The following is a 20,688-nucleotide window of genomic DNA, read 5'->3' as shown; positions in this document are numbered from 1 at the left end:
GTGGTTGGTAACTACAAACCCCCACAGTGGACTTTCACCACCTAGTTAATCGCCATGCGTGGCGCACCAAAAAAGGGGCAGATTCCGTAATGGAACCGCCCCTTCTTGCTCAAAACCTTATGCGAATTCAGCAACCAATTTCGCAAAATCTTCTTCAGACAAGCGAATATCTTGATTTGCCAAACCTTCTTCTTTGAAGCCTGTAACAAGTGCTTCGTAAGGTTTTTTCTCGGTGTCTTGATAGATCAGACCTGTAATCAAGCCTTTGTGTTGCATCGAAGCAGACATTGCTTTCACACGGTCGTGTGGATCGTAGCCTTCGATTGTGTCAACTGGAACGATGTTTTCTTTGAACCAGTCGTAGGTATTTACTTTGTTATAGGTTACACAAGGGCTGAATACGTTGATCAGGGAGAAACCTTCGTGTTGGATACCTTTTTCGATCAACTCGGTCAAGCCTTTCAGGTCGCTGGAGAAGGATTGTGCCACGAAGGTTGCTCCTACAGACAGCGCCAACTCTACAGGAGAGATGGAAGACTCGATGGAACCGGCCGGTGTAGACTTGGTCACAAAACCTGTCGCGGAGCGCGGGGAGGTTTGACCTTTTGTCAGACCGTAGATTTGGTTATCCATAACGATATACGTAATGTTCATGTTGCGGCGGATTGCGTGTACAGTGTGACCCATACCGATCGCAAATCCATCCCCGTCTCCACCAGCAGCGATAACTGTCAGTTCACGGTTTGCCATTTTCACACCTTGTGCGATTGGCAAGGAACGACCGTGGATGCCGTGGAGTCCGTAGCAGTTGATGTAACCGGAGATACGACCGGAACAGCCGATACCGGAGATAAGTGCCAGATTTTCAGGTTCCAAACCTACGTTCGCAGCAGCACGTTGAATCGCAGCTTGAATGGAGAAGTCACCACAACCTGGGCACCAGTTTGGCTTAACGTTATTTCGAAACTCTTTCATAGTTGCCATGATTTACCAACCCCTTCACTTCAGCATAGATTTCCTTAGGCAAGAACGGGTTACCGTCATATTTCAGAACGGACTTGATCTTGTCTGCGCCACCAGCGTTTTGTTTGATCAGGTTTGTTACTTGACCTTGGATGTTGTGCTCTACCACAACCACTTGTTTTGCTTTATCCATCAATGCTTTCACTTCTTCAGCAGGGAATGGATGCAGCAAGCGAATTTGAGCGTGGTTTACTTTCACGCCTTCTTGCTCCAAACGCACTTTCGCTTCTTGAATCGTACCGATTGTGGAGTTGATACCCACGATCAGAACGTCAGCATCAGCATGAGGTGCATCTGCAACTACTGGGTTTTTGAAATTTTTCAGTACGCCATCGAGCTTGCGCATACGTTTATCCATTTGTTGAACACGGTTAGCAGCGTTCTCGGATGGACGACCAGTTTGGTCATGCTCAACACCTGTTACGTGGTGCAGACCGTATTTTTGTCCAGGAATAACACGTGGAGAAATGCCGTCTTCGGTTACTTCATAACGCTTGAAGAGGTCGTTTTGCTCTTTCTCTGGCAGTTCTTGTCCAGCAAGCAATTTTCCACGACGGATTTCTACTTTGTCATATTCAAATGGGGTTACAGTTTGTTTACCCAAAGACAGAGTAAGGTCAGTCATCAGGATAACAGGGAGTTGGTATTCTTCTGCAATGTTGAACGCTTCAACAGTATCATAGAAGCACTCTTCTACTGTACTTGGAGCGATAACAACTTTAGGAACATCGCCGTGAGTACCGTAGATCATTGCATTCACGTCGGATTGTTCAATTTTGGTTGGCATTCCTGTAGAAGGACCACCACGTTGTGTATCTACGATAACGACTGGCGTTTCAGTAATACCTGCCAGACCGATTGCTTCCATCATCAAGGACAGACCAGGACCAGCAGATGCTGTCAAAGAACGAGCACCGGCAAAGTTTGCACCGATTGCCATCGTGATCGCTGCGATCTCATCTTCTGTTTGGATAACAGTACCGCCCAACTTAGGCAGCTTTTTGATCAGGTATTCCATAACCTCAGAAGCAGGTGTAATCGGGTAAGCAGGCATGAAACGGCAACCTGCTGCTACAGCACCAAGCGCGATCGCATCGTTTCCGATGAGGAACAGCTGTTTTTGAGGGTTTGCTTTTTCCAACTGGAATTCAGGCAGTTGACCACCTGTCAGTTCTGTAACAAATTCAAATCCGCGGCGAATCGCGTCCATGTTCTTCTCAACGACTTTTTCACCTTTGCGGAGGAACATATCTTCTACAATTACACGGAAGCTCTCAACCGGAATACCCAGAATAGCACTGGACGCACCGATGGAAACCATGTTCTTCATCAGAGAAGTACCCAGCTCATCTGCGATTTCAGACAGGGGCACAGTAAAGAATCGAACCGCTTTCAAACCGTCTGGCAATTTAGGGTTAAATTTCGCATCAGCGATAATGATACCGCCTTCACGAAGCTCATGCGCATTAAAATCGATGGTTTCTTGGTCGAACGCGACGAGAATGTCGAGGTCGTCAGAAATCGCGCGCATAGGTGTTGTGCTAACACGGATTTTGTTGTTTGTGTGTCCACCTTTGATTCGGGAAGAGAAGTGGCGGTAGCTGTACAGATGGTAACCCATCCGGTTCATTGCCATCGAGAAGATCTCACCAGTACTCTCGATACCCTCCCCTTGTTGTCCTCCAACTTTCCATGAAAGTTGACTAATCATTCAGATTCCACCCTTTCAGTGACTGTGAGAAAAAGCAGCTTTTCTATCGATTGATTCGATAAGATGTGACAAAATTGTGCATAGACAGTAACAATTGTAGTCCTGTCCATGTAAAATTGCAAGTGCTTTTACTCAACTTACTTTTGACCTGAATTAAATGTTGAACTTTGGTTCATTAATATCCTCATGTATCATTGTAGCACGTTTCCGAAAACACGCAACCAATTTCCGTGTACAATTTTGAATCCATTCTTTTCTTTTTCCTTTTCCTTTGAAAAACGCTTGGAAACAGGAAAAAACGTTGTCCTACCTACAATCAGAATAGCCTCAATGACTTACTTTAATACGCCTGTACAGCTTGAAATCAAACGTTCCCGCTTCCAATACAGGATATGTGAATGACGTACCGTTTGTCTGATGCACTGACCTATGTCCATAGCCTGTTGTCCGATATGCTTGGCCTATTCTTTGGCTCAGCTACATTATCGGACAAACGAAAAAACCTGTTCATTCATCGAACAAACAGGCAGGACAACAGACATATTTCATTATCTGGGCTCTACGATGAGTTTTATTGCAGTACGCTCTTCTCCATCAATCACGATGTCGGTAAAGGCTGGAATACATATGAGGTCAACTCCACTCGGCGCTACGAACCCTCGTGCGATCGCTACGGCCTTCACAGCTTGATTAAGTGCCCCAGCACCAATGGCTTGGATCTCAGCAGCCCCGCGTTCGCGAAGCACTCCAGCAAGGGCACCAGCAACGGAATTGGGGTTAGACTTTGCTGAAACTTTTAATACTTCCATCCTTTTGAACCTCCCGTCTGATAGGAATCCTGTCATCATTAGAATGATATTCGCATAACCCCTAAAAATTCCTGCTATTCCAAAAGAAAGATTCAAAAAATTCAATTCTTTTCTTTATTATTCCATAAACGGATGGTGCTCGTCAATTCGTATCCGTTCCAGTTTTTTTGCGCTTCCTGTCGATTTGTCCAACGTGATGACGACCGCATTCAACTGCGCAGGATCTGGCGCTACCTCGAATCGCTCCGGCAGCTGCGTCAAGAATCTGCGAATGACCGCCTCTTTCTCCATTCCCAAGATGCCATTGCTTGGGCCGCACATCCCAACATCACATAAAAAACCCGTCCCTTTTGGCAGCACTCGTTCATCCGCCGTCTGCACATGTGTATGTGTTCCTACGACTGCACTGACTCTTCCATCCAGATACCACGCCAAAGCTTGTTTCTCTGAAGTCGCTTCCGCATGAAAGTCAACAAAGATCAATTTGGTGCGCTTGCGTGCCTGTTCCACCAGTTTGTCTGCAAGCTTGAACGGGCAGTCCAATGGAGGCAGAAAGGTTCGCCCCTGCAAATTGATAACCGCAAGCTCTCCTTCTGATTGTTTGACATAGGTAATGCCGCTTCCCGGAGCCCCTTCTGGAAAGTTCGCCGGACGAATCAACCGCGGTTCTCCATCAATGAAGTCATAGATATCTTTATGATCCCAGGTGTGATTCCCGAGTGTAATAGCATGCACACCGCTCTCAAACAATTCTTTCGCGATTTTCTCTGTAATGCCTCTTCCATGTGCCGAATTCTCACCATTCGCGACAATGAATGTAGGTTGGTACTTTCTTTTTAGCATAGGCAGGTACGCTTTCACCATTTCCCTGCCTGGAGAACCCATTATGTCACCGATAAACAACAGCTTCATTCCAACATCACCTCGTTGCTAGTATACACTACATCAACTCCAGAAGAAAAATGTCTCTGGTCTGTGCCTTCGACGAAAAAAAGTAAAGTGGCTGATTAGCCACTTTACTTTGCATACTCAACGGACCGCGTTTCACGGATCACAGTTACCTTGATGTGTCCCGGGTAGTCGAGTTCATTTTCTATTCGCTTGGTAATCTCGCGTGCTAAGCGGGTTGCTTCTGCATCGTCGATTTTGTCAGGTTGTACAATGACGCGAATTTCGCGCCCAGCTTGAATTGCGTAGGACTTCTCAACCCCATCGAACGATTCGGAGATCTCTTCGAGTTTCTCCAAACGGCGTATGTAGGTTTCCAATGTCTCACGACGCGCACCTGGACGAGCAGCAGACAAAGCGTCGGCAGCAGCCACAAGCATGGCAATAACGGAAGTTGGTTCCGTATCGCCGTGATGGGAAGCAATACTGTTCACCACCACAGGATGCTCATTGTACTTCTTGGCCAGTTCCACACCGATCTCGACGTGGGAGCCTTCCACTTCATGGTCAATCGCTTTTCCAATATCGTGAAGAAGACCAGCGCGTTTTGCCAGTTTCACATCTTCTTTCAATTCAGCAGCCATCAAACCTGTGAGGTGAGCTACTTCCATCGAGTGCTTCAGTACGTTTTGACCATAGCTTGTGCGATAGCGCAGACGTCCGAGAATCTTGATCAGATCAGGATGCAATCCATGAACACCGGTTTCAAAGGTTGCTTGCTCCCCGTATTCACGAATTCGTTCATCGACTTCGCGACGTGCTTTTTCCACCATTTCCTCAATACGAGCAGGGTGGATACGTCCATCTGCAACCAGCTTGTCCAAAGCCGTCTTGGCAATTTCTCGACGAATCGGATCAAACCCTGAAAGAATCACTGCCTCTGGAGTATCGTCAATAATGAGATCAATTCCGGTTAAGGTCTCCAATGCGCGGATATTTCTACCCTCGCGACCGATAATTCGTCCTTTCATCTCATCGTTAGGCAACGTGACAACGGATACAGTTGTCTCTGCTACGTGATCCGCTGCACAACGCTGGATGGAAGTCGTGATAATTTCACGTGCACGCTTATCTGCTTCTTCCTTCGCCTGTGTCTCGATCTCTTTGATCATGACGGCCATTTCATGGCGGACTGTATTCTCCACATCTGTCAGGATGATCGTTTTTGCTTCTTCCTGTGTCATGCCGGAGATACGTTCCAACTCAGATACTTGCTCTTTATATAATTGCTCGACCTTGCTTTGCAATTCCGCGATGGAGCGGTCGCGCTCGGACAACTCTTCTTCCTTGCGTTCCAGCTGTTCCATCTTGCGGTCCAACGCCTCTTCTTTTTGAAGAATGCGGCGTTCTTGACGCTGGATCTCGTTGCGACGCTCGCGCAGCTCGGTTTCTGCTTCGGAACGAAGCTTGAACACTTCATCCTTGGCTTCCAGCACCTTTTCCTTTTTCACGGCTTCGGCGTCCCGTTTCGCTTCTTCTACAATCTGGAGCGCAGCTACTTCTGCACTGCCGATTTTAGCTTCCGCAATCGACTTGCGGACGAAGTAGCCAATACCTAAGCCGATCAGCAAGGTAACAAGCGCAATGACTACAGTAATAATGGTTTCCATAGGCTCTTTCGTTTCACCTCCTTATTGTTTGACATCTCCCCGCTTTCCAAGCATTCGTTTTTCATGGAGTGCCGCTTGTCGACTTTGCTCTCATAGAACGTTCGACTAAAAAACAAGACCGATGTTACTCGGTCCGCTGAAGCCGCACAATCATTGCACGGGTTTTCAGTTGTTCCACAGGCAACGAGTGAGCAAATCAGCAAAAAAGTTATGATACACCAAGTAAATACAAACCTATTTTATTATTTGTGAACAAGAATTGTCAAGAAGATGCAAATAGAGTCACGCTTATCCATCTGTACGCTGACGCAATTCGCCCCTGATCTGCTGAACGATCGTATGAGAAAAACCCTTCCGCATGAGCATGGAAAGGAGCCTTCTCTCTTCATCGGGATTTGGCGGTCCTTGCAGGCGACGCACCTTTTTCTCGATGAGAGCACGGGCTGCAGAAAGCTCATTTTCCCGTGATACTGCACTCACAGCCTCTTCCACGATCGCTTTCTCCACGCCGCGCTGCTGCAATTCCATACGCAGCATGTATGAGCTCCTTGGCTTCAAACGCAATCGCTCATCAACCCACTGTCTAGCAAATGCTTGATCGTCCAAGTATTTTTGTTCCTTGCAGCGTCGGCATACTTCTTCTGCGATCTCCGAGGAAAAGCCCTTTTCTAGCAAATAGGATTGAAGCTGATTGCCCGTCCGCGGGCGGATTCCGAGATAACGAAGAGCAGCCAAATACGCCTTCTGCTTTTCCTCTGCCAATACGATTTCCTGATAAAAGGATTCGTCCACTTCGGTTCCTTTGAACAGGTTGTATTTGACGAGGATGTCTTCATGCACCGAAAAAGCAAAAGTGTCCTCGACATAGATATGATAACGTTGCTTCTGTTTTTGATCCTGATGAACCCCCGTAATAACTCCGTTCGTCATCCTTTTCCACTCCTCTGGCAGCTCGTTTTTTAGAAAACTTGGCTGCGGCAAGCCTTTGGCGGAGCCTTTGTACCCAAGGGGCTAACTCACTCCGTTCGAAGTCTCACTATGTTGCACGTATACTATCATCCGCTAATCCTTTTGCGCTTTTGCGCACTTAAACTCCGATAGTAGAAGTAAAACAGCCTGTCTCACCGACAGGCTGCTTCCTCATATGCGCTCCATTAGTCCAGATCAAAGGCTGGTTCTTCGTCTTGTTCTGGATCATGCACAGGCTCAGTAGCCGGAATCGAACTCGGATTGAGACTGTAGTACTCGCGAACTTTTACCTCAATCTGGGTTGCGATGTGCGGATTCTCTTTCAGATAGATCTTGGAGTTTTCACGTCCTTGACCCAAGCGCTCTTCATTGAAGGAATACCATGCACCGCTCTTTTGCACCACGTCGATCTCAGCACCGATATCCAGAATGCTACCTTCGCGGGAGATACCTTCCCCATACATGATGTCGACTTCTGCTACTTTAAATGGAGGAGCTACTTTATTTTTCACAACCTTGATCTTGGTTTTGCTACCCAAGATGTCGTTGCCCACTTTGATCGACTCAGCCTTGCGAACATCAAGACGCACGCTGGCGTAGAATTTAAGTGCTCGCCCACCTGGTGTCGTTTCAGGGTTCCCAAACATGACACCAACTTTTTCACGCAACTGGTTAATGAAGATCGCAATCGTTTTCGATTTGTTGATCGCACCAGAGAGTTTACGCAGTGCTTGCGACATCAGACGCGCCTGTAAACCTACGTGGGAATCTCCCATCTCGCCCTCGATCTCCGCTTTCGGAACCAAAGCTGCTACGGAGTCGACTACGATAATGTCTACGGCACCGGAGCGAACCAGCGCTTCCGCGATCTCCAACGCTTGTTCCCCTGTGTCCGGCTGGGAAAGCAGCAGCTCTTCGATATTGACGCCAAGCTTGGCCGCATATACAGGGTCCAACGCATGCTCCGCATCGATAAAGGCCGCTTGACCACCCTGTCTTTGCACTTCTGCGATCGCATGCAAAGCAACGGTCGTTTTACCAGAGGATTCTGGCCCGTATACTTCTACAATTCGTCCGCGTGGGAATCCACCCACTCCAAGGGCAATATCAAGGGCCAAGGCACCGCTGGACACGGTGGAAACCTGGATGTTGGCTACTTCCCCCAACTTCATAATGGAACCTTTTCCGAACTGCTTTTCTATTTGACGCAATGCACTTTCCAAAGCTGCGCGACGATCTGACAAATGGTACACACCCTTTCAACTTTTCGGTTCATTTGTTCTTGTACTCATCATACATCGAGATAGAACGGTTTGCCAAGTATTTTTTACGAACAAATATTCGCATACAGAAAACAGCCATCCGCATCGTCCATGAGCGAATGGCTGTTCCGGTCTTGTGTATTAAGAACGCTTTGCTCCGCGAGGCTTCGCAGGCTCGAGGTTGATGCGCTTGCCGTTGATTCGCGTTTGACGCAGCGATTCGTAAACAAAAGCTGCTACATCCTCCGGAACTTCAACAAAAGTAAAGTTCTCGAAAATGTCGATCCGACCTACCGATTTCCCAGGGATCCCCACCGACTCGGAAATCTCGCGAACCAGGTCCTGCGGCTTTATATTGGCATTGCGTCCCACGTTCAGGAAGAAGCGGACCATGCCTTTGGCAGCACCAGTCTCTCCGAAGTTGTATGCTTCAGGCTCTTTTGCTTCCGCCACTTCACTATGGAAAGCAAGGTGCAGAGCTGCAGCAGCAATTTTTTCTGCCGGATACTGTTCCACCAGAGAATCTGTAACCTTTTGATACATCTCAGCAATGGCGTCGCTCTCCAGCAGGCTGATCAGCTGTTCACGCAGCTGTTCCTGCTTGCGCTCCGCTACTTCCTCAAGCGATGGTACATTGCGGGAGAGCACCTGTGCTTTGGTTTGCTTCTGAATGAACATCATCTGTCTGACTTCGCGCGGAGTCACCAATGTCATGGCAATCCCTTTGCGTCCAGCACGACCCGTACGGCCAATCCGGTGTACATAGCTCTCGGAATCCTGCGGGATATCGTAGTTGATGACATGGGATACATTGCCGACGTCAATACCGCGGGCTGCCACATCTGTCGCAATCAAAAACTCAATCGAACCCTCACGGAAGGAATTCATCACCTTATCACGCTGAGCTTGAGACAGGTCGCCATGCAAGCCATCAGCCAAGTAACCCCGTGATTGCAGCATCTCAGTCAGTTCATCTACACCGCGTTTGGTACGGCAGAAAATGATCCCCAATTCCACATCTTCACTGTCCAGAATGCGGCACAGGCTTTCCAGCTTATTGCGGTCAAACACTTTGTAATACACTTGCTCGATCAGTGGAGCTGTCACTTCCTCGCGGCTGACAGCAATCGTTTGCGGAGACTTCATGTAACGGGTAGCCAAGCGCTTGATTTCTGGCGGCATGGTTGCCGAGAAGAGCAAGGTTTGGCGGTCTTCAGGCAGGTGGTTAATGATCGTTTCGATATCGTCCACGAAGCCCATGTCGAGCATTTCGTCTGCCTCGTCCAAAACAAGCGTATGTACACCTTCCAGCTTCAGCGTTTTGCGGCGAAGATGATCCAGTACACGACCTGGCGTACCGACCACAACCTGAACACCTTGACGAAGTGCACGGATCTGATGGCCGATGGATTGACCTCCATAGATAGGCAAGATCCGCACTTTGTTGTACTTTCCAATTCGCAAGAGCTCGCCAGCTACCTGGATCGCCAGTTCACGGGTAGGCGTGAGAATGATCGCCTGTACGCGATTTGCAGGTGTTACTTTTTCCAAAAGCGGAATACCAAAAGCTGCCGTCTTCCCTGTACCTGTTTGAGCTTGACCGATCAGGTCGCCGCCCTCCAGTACTTTCGGAATACAAGCTGCCTGAATCGGCGATGGTTCCTCAAAGCCCATATCGTGAATGGCTTGAAGGATAGATTTATGTAAAGGAAAATCTGAAAAAATCGTCATGAATACGTCACCTTTCTTTTTGCATTTGCAGCGCATAAAACAGCGCATATTTAGCGGCACGCTTGACAATGGCATGTCTCTTTCCAGCCAGCCGCAATTCGTTCACTACTGTCGGCATGCCTTCTGTGGCAATCCCGATATAAACCAGACCCACAGGCTTCCCCTCAGATGGATCGGGGCCCGCTACGCCAGTAACCGATATGCCGTAGGTTGAGCCTAATTTTTCTCTGATGCTTTCAGCTAGAATTCGAGCGGTTGTCTCACTGACCGCACCATCTGTTTGCAACACCGATTCCGGCACATCCAGAAAACGATGCTTGACCTCGTTGGTGTAGCAAACAATACCACCATTGTATACGGCAGAACTGCCGGGCACCATGGTGATCAACGAGGCGACAGAACCACCTGTACAGCTTTCTGCACAAGCAACCGTTTCCCCCCTGCGCTTCAACTCGGAGACAAAAACCTCATGCAAAGACGATTCACCGATCGCGTATATATACTGCCCTAGCCGATCGTGAATTTCTTGCTCCACCGGCGCAATCAACGCTTCTGCTTCATCCACAGTAGCAGCTCTGGCCGTGATGCGTAAAGTCACTTCAAACTCCTTGGCGTATGGCGCGATCGTCGGGTTATCCTGGCTGTCGATCAAATCCAGCAACTGGGCTTCCAAAGCGGATTCACCAATTCCATAAAAGCGTAGCACATGCGAATGAAAGACCTGTTTGTCCGGCAACAGCTGAATCAGATATGGCATGACATAGCTTTCCACCATTGGATACAGCTCGCTTGGCGGCCCTGGCAAGAGGATAAATGTCGTGCCCTCGTGCGCAATCCCCATCCCTGGTGCCATCCCGTAGTCGTTGGTGAACACATGACTACCTTCTATGACTAGGGCTTGCTTGCGGTTATTTTCCGTCATTACCATCTTGCGCTGTTCGAAAAATGCTTCGATATGCGCCATAGCTGGCGAGTTGATTTCCAGTCCAACGCCAATGTGTTCTGCCACCGTTTCCTTGGTCAAATCATCCTGAGTTGGACCTAATCCACCCGTAAAGACGACCAGATCGGATCTGCTTGCAGCCAGCCTGATAGTCTGAAGCAATCTCTGTGTGTTATCCCCCACAACTGTGTGAAAATACACGCCGATGCCGACTTCCGCCAACTTTTGCGACAGGTACTGTGCATTCGTATTGGCAATCTGACCAAGCAAGAGCTCGGTTCCCACAGCAATTATCTCCGCTCTCATGTCCCTCATCCATTCTCTTTGTGAGTAGAAAAGCCTCTAAAAAGACAGTCTATCACCGACAACCTTCTGGGAGAAGAGTCTCTTATTAAAAAGCCTAAAAGAGGTTTTGTTCTATAGAGGTGTGACCGCGCTTTATGGGAAAGGCTTTTCTGATGTCATGCGAGAGGCACGCGCTGGGGCAACCATGAGCCCCAGCACCTCCCCGATGAATTCTTCACGGTGAAAAAAGAGTCCAATACCCGCTTTACGAGTATTGGATAACGTTGCGATTCTTCGCAAAGTAGTCGTACCCGGAATAAAGGGTGATGATGACCATCGCCCAAATCGCTACCTGATCAAACGGAATGCCCAAAAACTCAAATGGGAAGTTGCGGATCATCACGACAGTAACCGCGACGATCTGAACCCACGTCTTTAGTTTGCCCAATGCGCTGGCAGCAATTACCTTTCCATCTGCCGCCGCAATCAACCGCAATCCGGTCACGGCAAACTCCCTGCTGATAATGATGATGGCGATCCATGCCTCGAGACGCTGCATTTCAACCAAGGATATTAAGGCCGCAGAGATAAGCAGTTTATCCGCAAGCGGGTCTAAAAACTTCCCCAGGTTGGTGACCATTTTATTTTTCCGGGCGATATAACCGTCGAGTCCGTCCGTACTGGCTGCCAGGATGAACACCAAAGCCGCAATCAGCTCGTTATACGTCATCGTTAGGGTACCGATAGTAAAAGTCCCAATGTTGTAACGCACCAGCAGAAAAAACATAACTACCGGAACCAGGAAGATCCTGGTGAGGGTGATGCGGTTGGCAAGATTCACCTAGACTACCTCCCCGGCAAGATCGTATTCATAGGAGTGCGTGATTTTCACCTTGGCGATGGTGCCAAGTTCTCCTTTGAAACCAGAGACAAAGACTTCGCCATCAATTTCAGGAGCATCGTACTGTGTGCGACCTACATAAATGTCATTGCGTCCTTCATAGCGTTCAATGAGTACGTCCAGAACCTGCCCGACGAACCGACCATTTCGCTTGCTGGCGATCTCGCGTTGGATCTCCATTAAAATATTCGCCCGCTTTTCCTTCAATTCCTCGTCAACATGATCGGGGAGCCTGGATGCCGGTGTATCATCTTCGTTGGAATAGGTGAACACACCCAAACGATCAAACTCAATATCCTTTACGAACTCACACAGACGCTCAAAGTCCTCGTCTGTCTCTCCAGGAAAGCCAACGATCAAAGAAGTGCGCAACGCCACATCTGGGACCTGTGCACGAATTCTCGCGACCAGTGCGCGAATATCCGTCTGACGTCCAGGCCGGCGCATTCTTTTAAGGATTTGGTCCTCAGAATGCTGCAAAGGCATATCTACGTATTTGCACACTTTTGGATTGTTGGCGAATGTTTGAATCAGCTCATCTGTAAAGAATCCGGGATACGCATAGTGCAGACGAATCCACTCTATTCCTTCCACTTCTGCCAAACGGTCCAAAAGCTCAGGCAGCATATGCTTGCCTTCATAGATGTCCGTCCCGTAGTTGGTGGAGTCTTGCGCGATCAGGCTGACCTCCACGATTCCTTGCGCTGCCAAATGACGTGCTTCTTCCAAAATGGACTCAATCGTACGACTACGGAAGTTTCCACGCATGAGCGGGATACTACAGAACGTACATGCATTATCGCATCCCTCGGCAATTTTGATGTAAGCCGAATACGTCCCCTGCTTAACCTTGCGCTTCACCACATCTTCATAGGTAAAGATCGGATTACCAACGTAGATCGGACGCTTTCCGTCCAGCGACTCTTCGATGATCCCCGTAATGGACATAAAATCACCTGTTCCGACAATGCCATCCACCTCAGGAATCTCGTTCAAGATATCCTCTTTGTAACGTTGTGTGAGACAGCCTGCCACCACAAGTGATTTTAGTTTTCCAGCTTCTTTCATCTCAGCCATGTCGAGAATCTTGTTGACCGATTCTTCCTTTGCAGCGTCGATGAAGCCACAGGTATTGACGATGACTACAGTCGCATCCTCGGGATTGGCGACCAGTTCATAGCCTTTTTCATCTATCAGATGGGCCATCATGTCGGAATCGACAAGATTTTTCTCACAGCCCAATGTTACAATCGCAACTTTTTCTCGCGAGCCTACCTTCTCTGCCATTCCATTTCCTCCAATTGGTCACACCAGCCCAGATTACACCTATCCAGTATAATATAAGCCCAAAGGAAGTGTCAAAAGAGACAAAAGTATGAAAGGCAAGCATTCGCTTGCCTACTGTGCAGCCGCCTCTTTTACTGCAATCACAATATTTGACGGCATAGACTTCATTTGGGAGGTGTCTACAACTACGCCATTCACGGTCAACTCTACCATCATAGGCTTACCGAGACGGACATAAGCCGTTTTTCCAAGCTCGATCGTCTTTTCTTCGTCTTTCTTCAATTCTCCAGTTCCAACATAGGTTTTCCCTTTTCCTTCCGAAACGCCATACCAGCTTCTGTCTTCCTTCACTTTCAATTTCACTGTAATTTTTTCGCCGCCTTGCAAAGCGTAGTTATACATGGAGCCTTGCTGTGACTCAAATGTTACGGTCACTGGCGGTGTTTCAACGACAGGAGGTGCAGTCGTGGAAGGATCCGGAGTCTGCGTCTGGTTGTTTGGAGGCACTGGTGTTTGAGCAATCGGTGGTGTTGCGGCTCCACCCTGTCCGGGAGATACGATTTCTGCACCTGGTGTTACCTTTTCCCCAGGAATGGGAAGTGTTACACTCCCGTCGTTGTTGACGAGAGCCACATACGAAACCCCAATGATCAAAGCTACGAACAACACTAAAAGTGCCTTGGTAATCCAGCGTCCGGCCTGGATGGGACTGTTGGTCGTCGATACTCGGCGCCTTCTCAAGCGTTCTGCCTGCTCAACGGGTGGCTGGGCAGGCAAATCCGATTGAAAATGATTCATAAGGTGATTGGCGTCGAGTCCAACGGCTTCCGCATAGCTTTTGATAAATGCACGCGCATAAAAGTGGCCAGGTAGTACGTGAAAGTGGCCTCTTTCGATCGCTTCCAAATAGCGTCGTTGTATCTTGGTGATTCGTTGGATGTCGTCGAGTGAAATCCCTTTTTCTTCGCGGGCCCTTTGGAGTACTTGACCTAGCTCAGACACAGCTTACCCTCCTTAATTCATATCGAAATTATCGAAGCCGCGATTGTTAATCAACTCGTAAGTGATTTCCTCATCCGGATGATGTCGCAACTCAATGATGTAATGAAAATCTGACATTTCATATTCTGACTCTCTTGCAAAAATATCCGGATGTTCGATAATCTTCGCGGCAGGGAAATTCATGATCTCACGAAGCAAGGAATAGTGTTTTTCGGTCGAACGCAGTGTGGAAACAATCCCATCTATTAAATATACATGATCCGTAGACAACTCATCAATGGCTAACGAGCTTCGAACGGTCTGGCGCAAGAGAGTAGACGAAATAAATGTCCAGCGCTTATTGGCCGAGACGCTGGCAGCAATCATGGATTCCGTCTTGCCAACGCGAGGCATGCCGCGTATTCCAATTAGTTGATGACCTTCCTTTTTCAGGATTTCAGCCATAAAGTCAACCAATAGCCCCAATTCATCACGCACAAAGCGAAAGGTTTTCTTGTCTTCGCTATCACGCTCGATGTAGCGACCATGCCGAACAGCTAGTCGATCCAGCATGGTTGGCGGCCGCAAGCGTGTTATGGTTATGTTGTCCATTTTCTGCACAACATTGCGCAGAACCTCAATTTTTTCATCATCATCGGTCAAAAGCAACATTCCACGGCGCATGGTATCTACACCATTAATCGTCAAAATATTAATGTTCAGCATACCTAAAATAGAAGACACGTCCCCTAACAATCCGGGACGGTTGCGCGAAATCTCATATTCCAAATACCACTCTTTTTTTGCTTCCATCTGCATATCCTCTCCGACACCAAAATTGCCTTCTTATGTAGTATAACATTTTCCCAACTTTCGACAATCGAAGAAAAGAAAAATCCCCTATGTCGGGGATTTTATCTGTTAGTTACCACGGCTGATATTTTCCGGACTTTGCACCAGTTTCACCATAAGTGAAGCCAATGCTTGTTGCTGTTCTTTGTCTCCCGCGTCCCACAGCTGTTTCAACAGGCGCTCTTGATCATTTTTCGGATCCACTTGCTCTGATAAGTAGCCACCAATTTGATAAGCCACATTTTGCAGGGTTTCGCTCTCCATGCCTGCTTGTTTCGCCTGCTCTACTCGATCGCCGAGAAACTCTTTCCAGTCACGAAAATTGTCAAGAATCGACATGTGGAAATTCCCTCCCTCTGTATGTTGCGGGCAGATGTTTACCCACACAGAAGTAGAATTCCTTCTTTAGAGCGGAACTATGCATCCACAAGCACTACATCACGTGTACCAACCGCCGTTTGGACTGACGATTTGTCCGGTTAGATAGCTGGCATCCCTAGACAGCAAAAAACGAACAACAGCGGCCACTTCCTCTGGTCTTCCCAAGCGGTTAGCAGGGATCTCATCCGCGATTGCTTCCACTTCATCCGGTGAAAACCTCTCCATCATTCCGCCTTGTATGGCACCCGGAGCAACAGCATTCACTGTTATTCCGTTTGGTGCCATCTCTTTTGCCAGCGCCTTTGTAAACGTATTAAGCGCGCCCTTGGTAAGGGAATAAAGCACCTCGCAGGAGCCACCTGTCATTCCCCAGACAGACGTGATGTTCACAATGCGACCGTATCTTTCTCTGAGCATCGCTGGCAGCGCTTGCTGCGTGATCAAAAAGCTGGATCGTATATTCAAGGCCACCATTTCATCGAACAACGGCACGGAAACATCTGTGAACAGCCCTACATGATCTGCTGAGGCGTTGTTGACCAGAAGAAGCGGCGGAACCTGTATGTGCTGAAACATCCGGTTGATTTGATCGGGATCGCGCAAATCTGCCTGCAACGTCTGTACAGGCACTCCCAAATCCTGACATAGCTGAAGGATTGGGGCGAGCTTATCGGCTGATTGATTGTAATGCAGGTAAAGAGGAACTCCCGCACTGGCCAATGCACGGCTTATCGCTTGGCCGATAGAACCGGAAGCTCCCGTCACCAACGCCCAAGGCGTTTGTTGTTCCATCAGTATTCACTACTCCTGTGCCGAAGCGGAACGGACGATGGATACAGCCATCTGATCAATCAGAAAATGCTCCTTCATGCGTGTTTCCACATCTTCGCGTGTAATGGACTCCAGTAGCGGCAGGACAGAAAACAGATCATTGCCGTTAAATTTGTAGTTGGTGAACTGATTCGCGATAAACTCGACGGAATTCAAACCACGCATGAAATTGCCGATCTTTTTCCGCTTCGCACGTTCGAATGCATCCTCGTCAATTCCAGCTTGCTTGCATTCTTCCATCACACTCTTGATGGTTTCGACGAGTTTTTCCGGATCAGGTGTATCTCCGCCAAGAATGGAATAGGCATAGTCCTTTTCACAACTGTAATCAAAATCAAAACTCTCCGTAATTAATCCACTGTCATACAGCTTTTCATAGACCGATGAGCTAGTGCCAAACACGATGTCCAACAACAATTTGGTCGTCTGGTCACGCTTTAATAACGCTTCACCCGTCAAACCATTCTCCCGCTCTTTGATACCGATCATGCATTTAGGCAAACCTACCGCCAAATTTGCCTCGATCAGCGGCTTTGCTGGACTAGACTGCTCCTCCGGAAAAATTCTGGAGATCTGCGGAGCTGGCGGAAAATCTTTGCCTGACTGATTCTCCCGGATCAGCTTCATCACAGCTTCCGGTTCAAAAGAGCCCACAACCAAGAGAAGCATATTGGCTGGATGATAAAAGGTATCGTAACACTGGTACAAGTACTCTTTGGTAATGTGAGAAATCGTTTCAATCGTTCCTGCGATCTCAATGTTGATCGGATAATCCTGATAGAGGGCCTTGAGCAGATTCATGTAGACTTTCCAGTCCGGATTGTCGTCATACATGGTTATTTCCTGCCCGATAATTCCTTTTTCCTTCTCTACGCTCGCATCCGTAAAATACGGCTCCTGAACATAATCCAGCAGCAGATTCAGATTACTATCCAGCTTATCCGTGCACGAAAAGAGGTATGCCGTCCGATTGAAGCTGGTAAAGGCATTGCACGAAGCTCCATTTTTGCTAAACTCATGCATGACATCCCGATCCTTTTTCTCAAACATCTTGTGCTCAAGAAAATGGGCGATTCCGTCAGGCACGTTGATTTCCTCTCCGCTTTTAGTCTGAAAATGGCTGTCGATGGAGCCGTAGCGTGTCGTGAATACAGCGTACGTTTTACTAAAGCCTTGCTTGGGTACAAGAAACACCTTCAAGCCATTCTCCAGGGTTTCGTGATAGACGGTTTCTTTTACTTGCTCAAAAACGGTCGTTTGCACGCTTACGCCTCCCCTTTCTTATCCCGCAGCAGATAAATCATATCGATCTTCACCTTGTCGGCTACTTGCTTGATGTCGTCAATGGACACCGTTTCGATGGCTTGAAGTAATTCGTCCAGCTGCCGTTTGCGTCCACTCAACAAACCGTTATACGTGAAATCAATCATCATTCTCGCGCTATCCAACAGCTCTCGGAACTGGTTGGTCAAGGTAGCCCGGGTTTGGCTCAATTCCTCCTCCGAGATCTTTCCTTGGCGCATGGTTTCCATTTGCGCTTTGATAATCTCCACAGCCTGATCGAACATCTTGGCTTCAATACCGGACATGATCATCAAAATGCCCTTGTGGCTCTCCAGTCGTGACACGGCATAATACGCCAGACTCGCTTTTTCCCTCACGTTGACAAAAAGCTTGGAGTGTGGGAATCCGCCAAGAATGCCATTGTATAGAAGGAGTGCAGGATATTCCTCATCCTTGTACGTGATGTTCGTACGGCAGCCGATATTCAGCTTCGCCTGACTGACATCCAACCGATCTACCGTGGTTCGTTCTTCCTGTATATTTTTTTCAGGAGTAGAAATCTCCAGCGTTTTTATGGTTGAGCGCTGCAGGGGTATATGGGTTTCAATTGCCTGTCTCACACGTCCCGCATCCACATCTCCAACTACGAACATATTGATTGGATTGGAAGCCATCAATTCCTGAAAGTACTGATACAGATCTTCTCCAGTGATAGACGGCAAATCCTCCAGTCGTCCTTGCACAAGCAAAGAAAATGGTTCTCCCTTGCACATTTCTTCCGTTACGCGCTGATTGGCATATTTCATCTTGTCATCGATCAAGCTTTCGATCCGTTTGCGTAGCGTTTCCTTCTCTTGCTTTACGTATTTTTCCAGAAATGCCCCGTTCTCCACGCAAGGTCTCACCAGCATATCGCCTACAAATTGAACCGCCTCTTCAAGAAGAGAGTCCGCTTGTGTCAGGTACTTTTCATTCGGCACTTCCATGTAGATCTGCAGGATTTGACGTTCACCCTTTTTTGTTACATCTACATCAAAAATAGCGCCATACAAAAAGTCGAGATGTTCACGCAAACGCTTGGTTTCCTTGAACCTGGCGCTCGCACGTTTCATCACCATCGCCAGCAGTGCTGTTTTGGTAACAGTCTCTTCAGACAACGCTTGTTCAATCATGGTCACAATCGTCGTGGTTTTAAACTTGCCAGTTGGCAAAATATGTACGTTCATCCCGTTTACCTGGGAGCTGTTAAACGCGATTTCGGTCAAGTGGGTGCTCATACTCCATTCTCCCTTCTGCATCAGCTTACTCTCCTCTATTGTAACCAATTGACAGGCCAGCGAGTAAACAAAACTTGATTTTCGCCTCTACAAAGCTCAAAAAAGGAAAGAAAAAGGCTGCCCTTATCAGGCAGCCTTGCAAAGCATGTATACCGAACATCGATATTCTTCATCACAGATCTGAAAAATCCCATTCCCGCGCATCATCAGGAATCAGGCTTTCCTCTACAAACCGTCCACAATCGGACCCCAGACACAACATGCCGTCCAGCTGCTCGTCGTGGAAGGGCAGACCGTGATTCCCTCCACAATAGGGGCAAATCCACACAGCAGAGCCCTCCTTTCTTTCCAAAGGATTACCTCCTGCTAGTTTGCCCCAATTTCAGTTGGAATGATTCACTTTATTCTGTTCCCAGTAACGAAGGTAGTTGTAAGCGTCTATAGCTTTACCTGAACTCGCTTGATACAGGCCAAAATGCAAATGGGGTGAAAACATCCCGGTGGTTCCAGGCGCACCATAACCTGAATCTCCCACAAACCCGATCATTTGACCCGTTGATACTTTGTGTCCGACCTTCATTCCAGGTACAAAAGCACTTAGATGCGCGTAGTACATCTTATAGGCTCCACCTGCATCGGTAATGTTTATTCTCCAGCCTCCATACGTGTTCCAGCCGATCCGATTGATGGTTCCTGAGGATACCGAATAAACTGGTGTCCCTGTAGGTGCCATGATATCGATGCCTTCATGCGAGCGCACACTGCCATTGCCGCTCTCGGTCCATTCCCGATTCGAACCGAAGCTGTCAACATAAGGCTCGTACTCATTTTCAGCAGCAAGCGGAAAAACAAAGTCATCGCGCAGCAGCTGCTGATTACCAGCTGTTTTCTTCGGACTGTAGGCCGCTGGTTTTGCTTGATTCGTCAAATACAGCAATTGACCAGCGAGCAATGCATCCGAAGTCAATTGATTGTTTTTTTTCAAATTCTCAATTGAAGTGCTGTGCCTTTTCGCAATCAAAAACAAACTGTCCCCTTCTTGAACGATGTACGGATTGGAAGTGTCTTTTGCCGAGGCAGAAGCAGTTTGCTTTTTGGTCCATACCATCGCTACCTTGGAGGCAGCATTCCAGTCGACCTGATACCCCAGCGATTCACTGACAAAGCGAATAGGGACCAGCGTTCTTTTCTTTACGATTGTTGCAGGAACATCAAGTGTTACCCGTTTGCCATCGACATAGGCTGCAGACTGATCGATCGGGATGACGATTCGTTTGCCTTGATTCGAAACGACTACCTGTCTGATAGCACCATCGTATTGCACCTGAGCACCCGTTTGTTCTGCAATGACACGAATGGGAACCAGCATCCGTCCGTTTCGTTGGATCGGCTGTACATCAGCTGATACCCCTCTACCGTCAATCACCAGCGAAATTACGGTACCCGGTTCAGCAGCATCTGCCTTATCCCCTAGCGTCAGCATCAGTATGATACAAACTGAAAAAACGCCTAGAATCCTCGGCCACAGATGTCTGCTGTTGTTATGTAAACAGCGTGTCATCCTATCCCTCCCTCGTGCGAGATTCACGAAAAATTATCGCAT

The 20,688-nt window shown here is 48.0% G+C and carries 19 protein-coding genes; all 19 read right to left on the bottom strand.

The window, feature by feature from the left end; translation table 11 throughout:
• Window positions 1-117: 117 nt before the first annotated feature.
• Window positions 118-984: a 2-oxoacid:ferredoxin oxidoreductase subunit beta gene (locus JZI27_RS09300; RefSeq protein WP_122907471.1), complete on the bottom strand. Its 867-nt coding sequence runs from the start codon at window positions 982-984 to the stop codon at window positions 118-120.
• Window positions 956-2,734, bottom strand: coding sequence for a 2-oxoacid:acceptor oxidoreductase subunit alpha (locus JZI27_RS09295; RefSeq protein WP_280207352.1), 1,779 nt, complete (start codon window positions 2,732-2,734; stop codon window positions 956-958). The genes JZI27_RS09300 and JZI27_RS09295 overlap by 29 nt, the downstream gene beginning before the upstream one ends.
• Window positions 2,735-3,282: 548 nt before the next feature.
• On the bottom strand, window positions 3,283-3,543 hold the full coding sequence (spoVS, locus tag JZI27_RS09290) for a stage V sporulation protein SpoVS (RefSeq protein ID WP_003385776.1): 261 nt from the start codon (window positions 3,541-3,543) through the stop codon (window positions 3,283-3,285).
• 117 nt (window positions 3,544-3,660) lie between these two features.
• On the bottom strand, window positions 3,661-4,455 hold the full coding sequence (locus JZI27_RS09285) for a TIGR00282 family metallophosphoesterase (RefSeq protein WP_122907473.1): 795 nt from the start codon (window positions 4,453-4,455) through the stop codon (window positions 3,661-3,663).
• A 104-nt stretch (window positions 4,456-4,559) separates the two neighbouring features.
• Window positions 4,560-6,101, bottom strand: a complete 1,542-nt coding sequence (gene rny, locus JZI27_RS09280) for a ribonuclease Y (protein WP_122907474.1) — start codon at window positions 6,099-6,101, stop codon at window positions 4,560-4,562.
• Between the two features lie 288 nt (window positions 6,102-6,389).
• Window positions 6,390-7,031, bottom strand: a complete 642-nt coding sequence (locus tag JZI27_RS09275; RefSeq protein WP_280207351.1) for a RecX family transcriptional regulator — start codon at window positions 7,029-7,031, stop codon at window positions 6,390-6,392.
• 224 nt (window positions 7,032-7,255) lie between these two features.
• Window positions 7,256-8,314 (bottom strand): recombinase RecA, encoded by a 1,059-nt coding sequence (gene recA / locus JZI27_RS09270; protein ID WP_122907476.1) that lies wholly within the window; start codon window positions 8,312-8,314, stop codon window positions 7,256-7,258.
• A gap of 159 nt (window positions 8,315-8,473) precedes the next feature.
• Window positions 8,474-10,063: a DEAD/DEAH box helicase gene (locus JZI27_RS09265; protein WP_280207350.1), complete on the bottom strand. Its 1,590-nt coding sequence runs from the start codon at window positions 10,061-10,063 to the stop codon at window positions 8,474-8,476.
• A 7-nt stretch (window positions 10,064-10,070) separates the two neighbouring features.
• A complete protein-coding gene (locus tag JZI27_RS09260) occupies window positions 10,071-11,312 on the bottom strand; it encodes a competence/damage-inducible protein A (RefSeq protein ID WP_280207349.1) in 1,242 nt (413 codons plus the stop codon).
• A gap of 244 nt (window positions 11,313-11,556) precedes the next feature.
• Window positions 11,557-12,132, bottom strand: a complete 576-nt coding sequence (gene pgsA / locus JZI27_RS09255) for a CDP-diacylglycerol--glycerol-3-phosphate 3-phosphatidyltransferase (protein ID WP_122907479.1) — start codon at window positions 12,130-12,132, stop codon at window positions 11,557-11,559.
• Window positions 12,133-13,479, bottom strand: coding sequence for a 30S ribosomal protein S12 methylthiotransferase RimO (gene rimO, locus JZI27_RS09250; protein WP_251243468.1), 1,347 nt, complete (start codon window positions 13,477-13,479; stop codon window positions 12,133-12,135).
• Window positions 13,480-13,590: 111 nt separating this feature from the next.
• The gene (locus JZI27_RS09245; protein ID WP_122907481.1) at window positions 13,591-14,481 is read right to left on the bottom strand and encodes a helix-turn-helix domain-containing protein; all 891 of its coding nucleotides are present in this window, start codon (window positions 14,479-14,481) and stop codon (window positions 13,591-13,593) included.
• Window positions 14,482-14,493: 12 nt separating this feature from the next.
• Entirely contained in the window at window positions 14,494-15,273 is a 780-nt protein-coding gene (locus tag JZI27_RS09240; protein WP_122907482.1) for a YmfK family protein, read from the bottom strand.
• 108 nt (window positions 15,274-15,381) lie between these two features.
• Window positions 15,382-15,651, bottom strand: coding sequence for a DUF3243 domain-containing protein (locus JZI27_RS09235; protein WP_122907483.1), 270 nt, complete (start codon window positions 15,649-15,651; stop codon window positions 15,382-15,384).
• Window positions 15,652-15,750: 99 nt separating this feature from the next.
• Window positions 15,751-16,485: an elongation factor P 5-aminopentanone reductase gene (ymfI, locus tag JZI27_RS09230; RefSeq protein WP_183184799.1), complete on the bottom strand. Its 735-nt coding sequence runs from the start codon at window positions 16,483-16,485 to the stop codon at window positions 15,751-15,753.
• A 9-nt stretch (window positions 16,486-16,494) separates the two neighbouring features.
• A complete protein-coding gene (gene yfmH, locus JZI27_RS09225; protein WP_122907485.1) occupies window positions 16,495-17,787 on the bottom strand; it encodes an EF-P 5-aminopentanol modification-associated protein YfmH in 1,293 nt (430 codons plus the stop codon).
• Between the two features lie 2 nt (window positions 17,788-17,789).
• Window positions 17,790-19,085, bottom strand: coding sequence for an EF-P 5-aminopentanol modification-associated protein YfmF (gene yfmF / locus JZI27_RS09220; protein WP_280207354.1), 1,296 nt, complete (start codon window positions 19,083-19,085; stop codon window positions 17,790-17,792).
• Between the two features lie 172 nt (window positions 19,086-19,257).
• The gene (locus tag JZI27_RS09215; RefSeq protein ID WP_122907486.1) at window positions 19,258-19,437 is read right to left on the bottom strand and encodes a hypothetical protein; all 180 of its coding nucleotides are present in this window, start codon (window positions 19,435-19,437) and stop codon (window positions 19,258-19,260) included.
• Window positions 19,438-19,467: 30 nt separating this feature from the next.
• Window positions 19,468-20,646: a stalk domain-containing protein gene (locus JZI27_RS09210; RefSeq protein ID WP_280207348.1), complete on the bottom strand. Its 1,179-nt coding sequence runs from the start codon at window positions 20,644-20,646 to the stop codon at window positions 19,468-19,470.
• Between the last annotated feature and the right edge of the window lie 42 nt (window positions 20,647-20,688).

The organism is Brevibacillus sp. AY1, assembly GCF_029870785.1.
GTDB classification, from domain to species: domain Bacteria; phylum Bacillota; class Bacilli; order Brevibacillales; family Brevibacillaceae; genus Brevibacillus; species Brevibacillus invocatus.
This window is presented reverse-complemented; position numbering and strand designations above follow the sequence as displayed.

What these genes read in the sequence shown, in the direction of transcription:
- JZI27_RS09300 (WP_122907471.1), bottom strand. Translation starts at nt 984, where the DNA reads ATGGCAACTATGAAAGAGTTTCGAAATAACGTTAAGCCAAACTGGTGC.
- JZI27_RS09295 (WP_280207352.1), bottom strand. Translation starts at nt 2,734, where the DNA reads ATGATTAGTCAACTTTCATGGAAAGTTGGAGGACAACAAGGGGAGGGT.
- spoVS (WP_003385776.1), bottom strand. Translation starts at nt 3,543, where the DNA reads ATGGAAGTATTAAAAGTTTCAGCAAAGTCTAACCCCAATTCCGTTGCT.
- JZI27_RS09285 (WP_122907473.1), bottom strand. Translation starts at nt 4,455, where the DNA reads ATGAAGCTGTTGTTTATCGGTGACATAATGGGTTCTCCAGGCAGGGAA.
- rny (WP_122907474.1), bottom strand. Translation starts at nt 6,101, where the DNA reads ATGGAAACCATTATTACTGTAGTCATTGCGCTTGTTACCTTGCTGATC.
- JZI27_RS09275 (WP_280207351.1), bottom strand. Translation starts at nt 7,031, where the DNA reads ATGACGAACGGAGTTATTACGGGGGTTCATCAGGATCAAAAACAGAAG.
- JZI27_RS09265 (WP_280207350.1), bottom strand. Translation starts at nt 10,063, where the DNA reads ATGACGATTTTTTCAGATTTTCCTTTACATAAATCTATCCTTCAAGCC.
- JZI27_RS09260 (WP_280207349.1), bottom strand. Translation starts at nt 11,312, where the DNA reads ATGAGAGCGGAGATAATTGCTGTGGGAACCGAGCTCTTGCTTGGTCAG.
- rimO (WP_251243468.1), bottom strand. Translation starts at nt 13,479, where the DNA reads ATGGCAGAGAAGGTAGGCTCGCGAGAAAAAGTTGCGATTGTAACATTG.
- JZI27_RS09240 (WP_122907482.1), bottom strand. Translation starts at nt 15,273, where the DNA reads ATGGAAGCAAAAAAAGAGTGGTATTTGGAATATGAGATTTCGCGCAAC.
- JZI27_RS09235 (WP_122907483.1), bottom strand. Translation starts at nt 15,651, where the DNA reads ATGTCGATTCTTGACAATTTTCGTGACTGGAAAGAGTTTCTCGGCGAT.
- ymfI (WP_183184799.1), bottom strand. Translation starts at nt 16,485, where the DNA reads ATGGAACAACAAACGCCTTGGGCGTTGGTGACGGGAGCTTCCGGTTCT.
- yfmF (WP_280207354.1), bottom strand. Translation starts at nt 19,085, where the DNA reads ATGAGCACCCACTTGACCGAAATCGCGTTTAACAGCTCCCAGGTAAAC.
- JZI27_RS09210 (WP_280207348.1), bottom strand. Translation starts at nt 20,646, where the DNA reads ATGACACGCTGTTTACATAACAACAGCAGACATCTGTGGCCGAGGATT.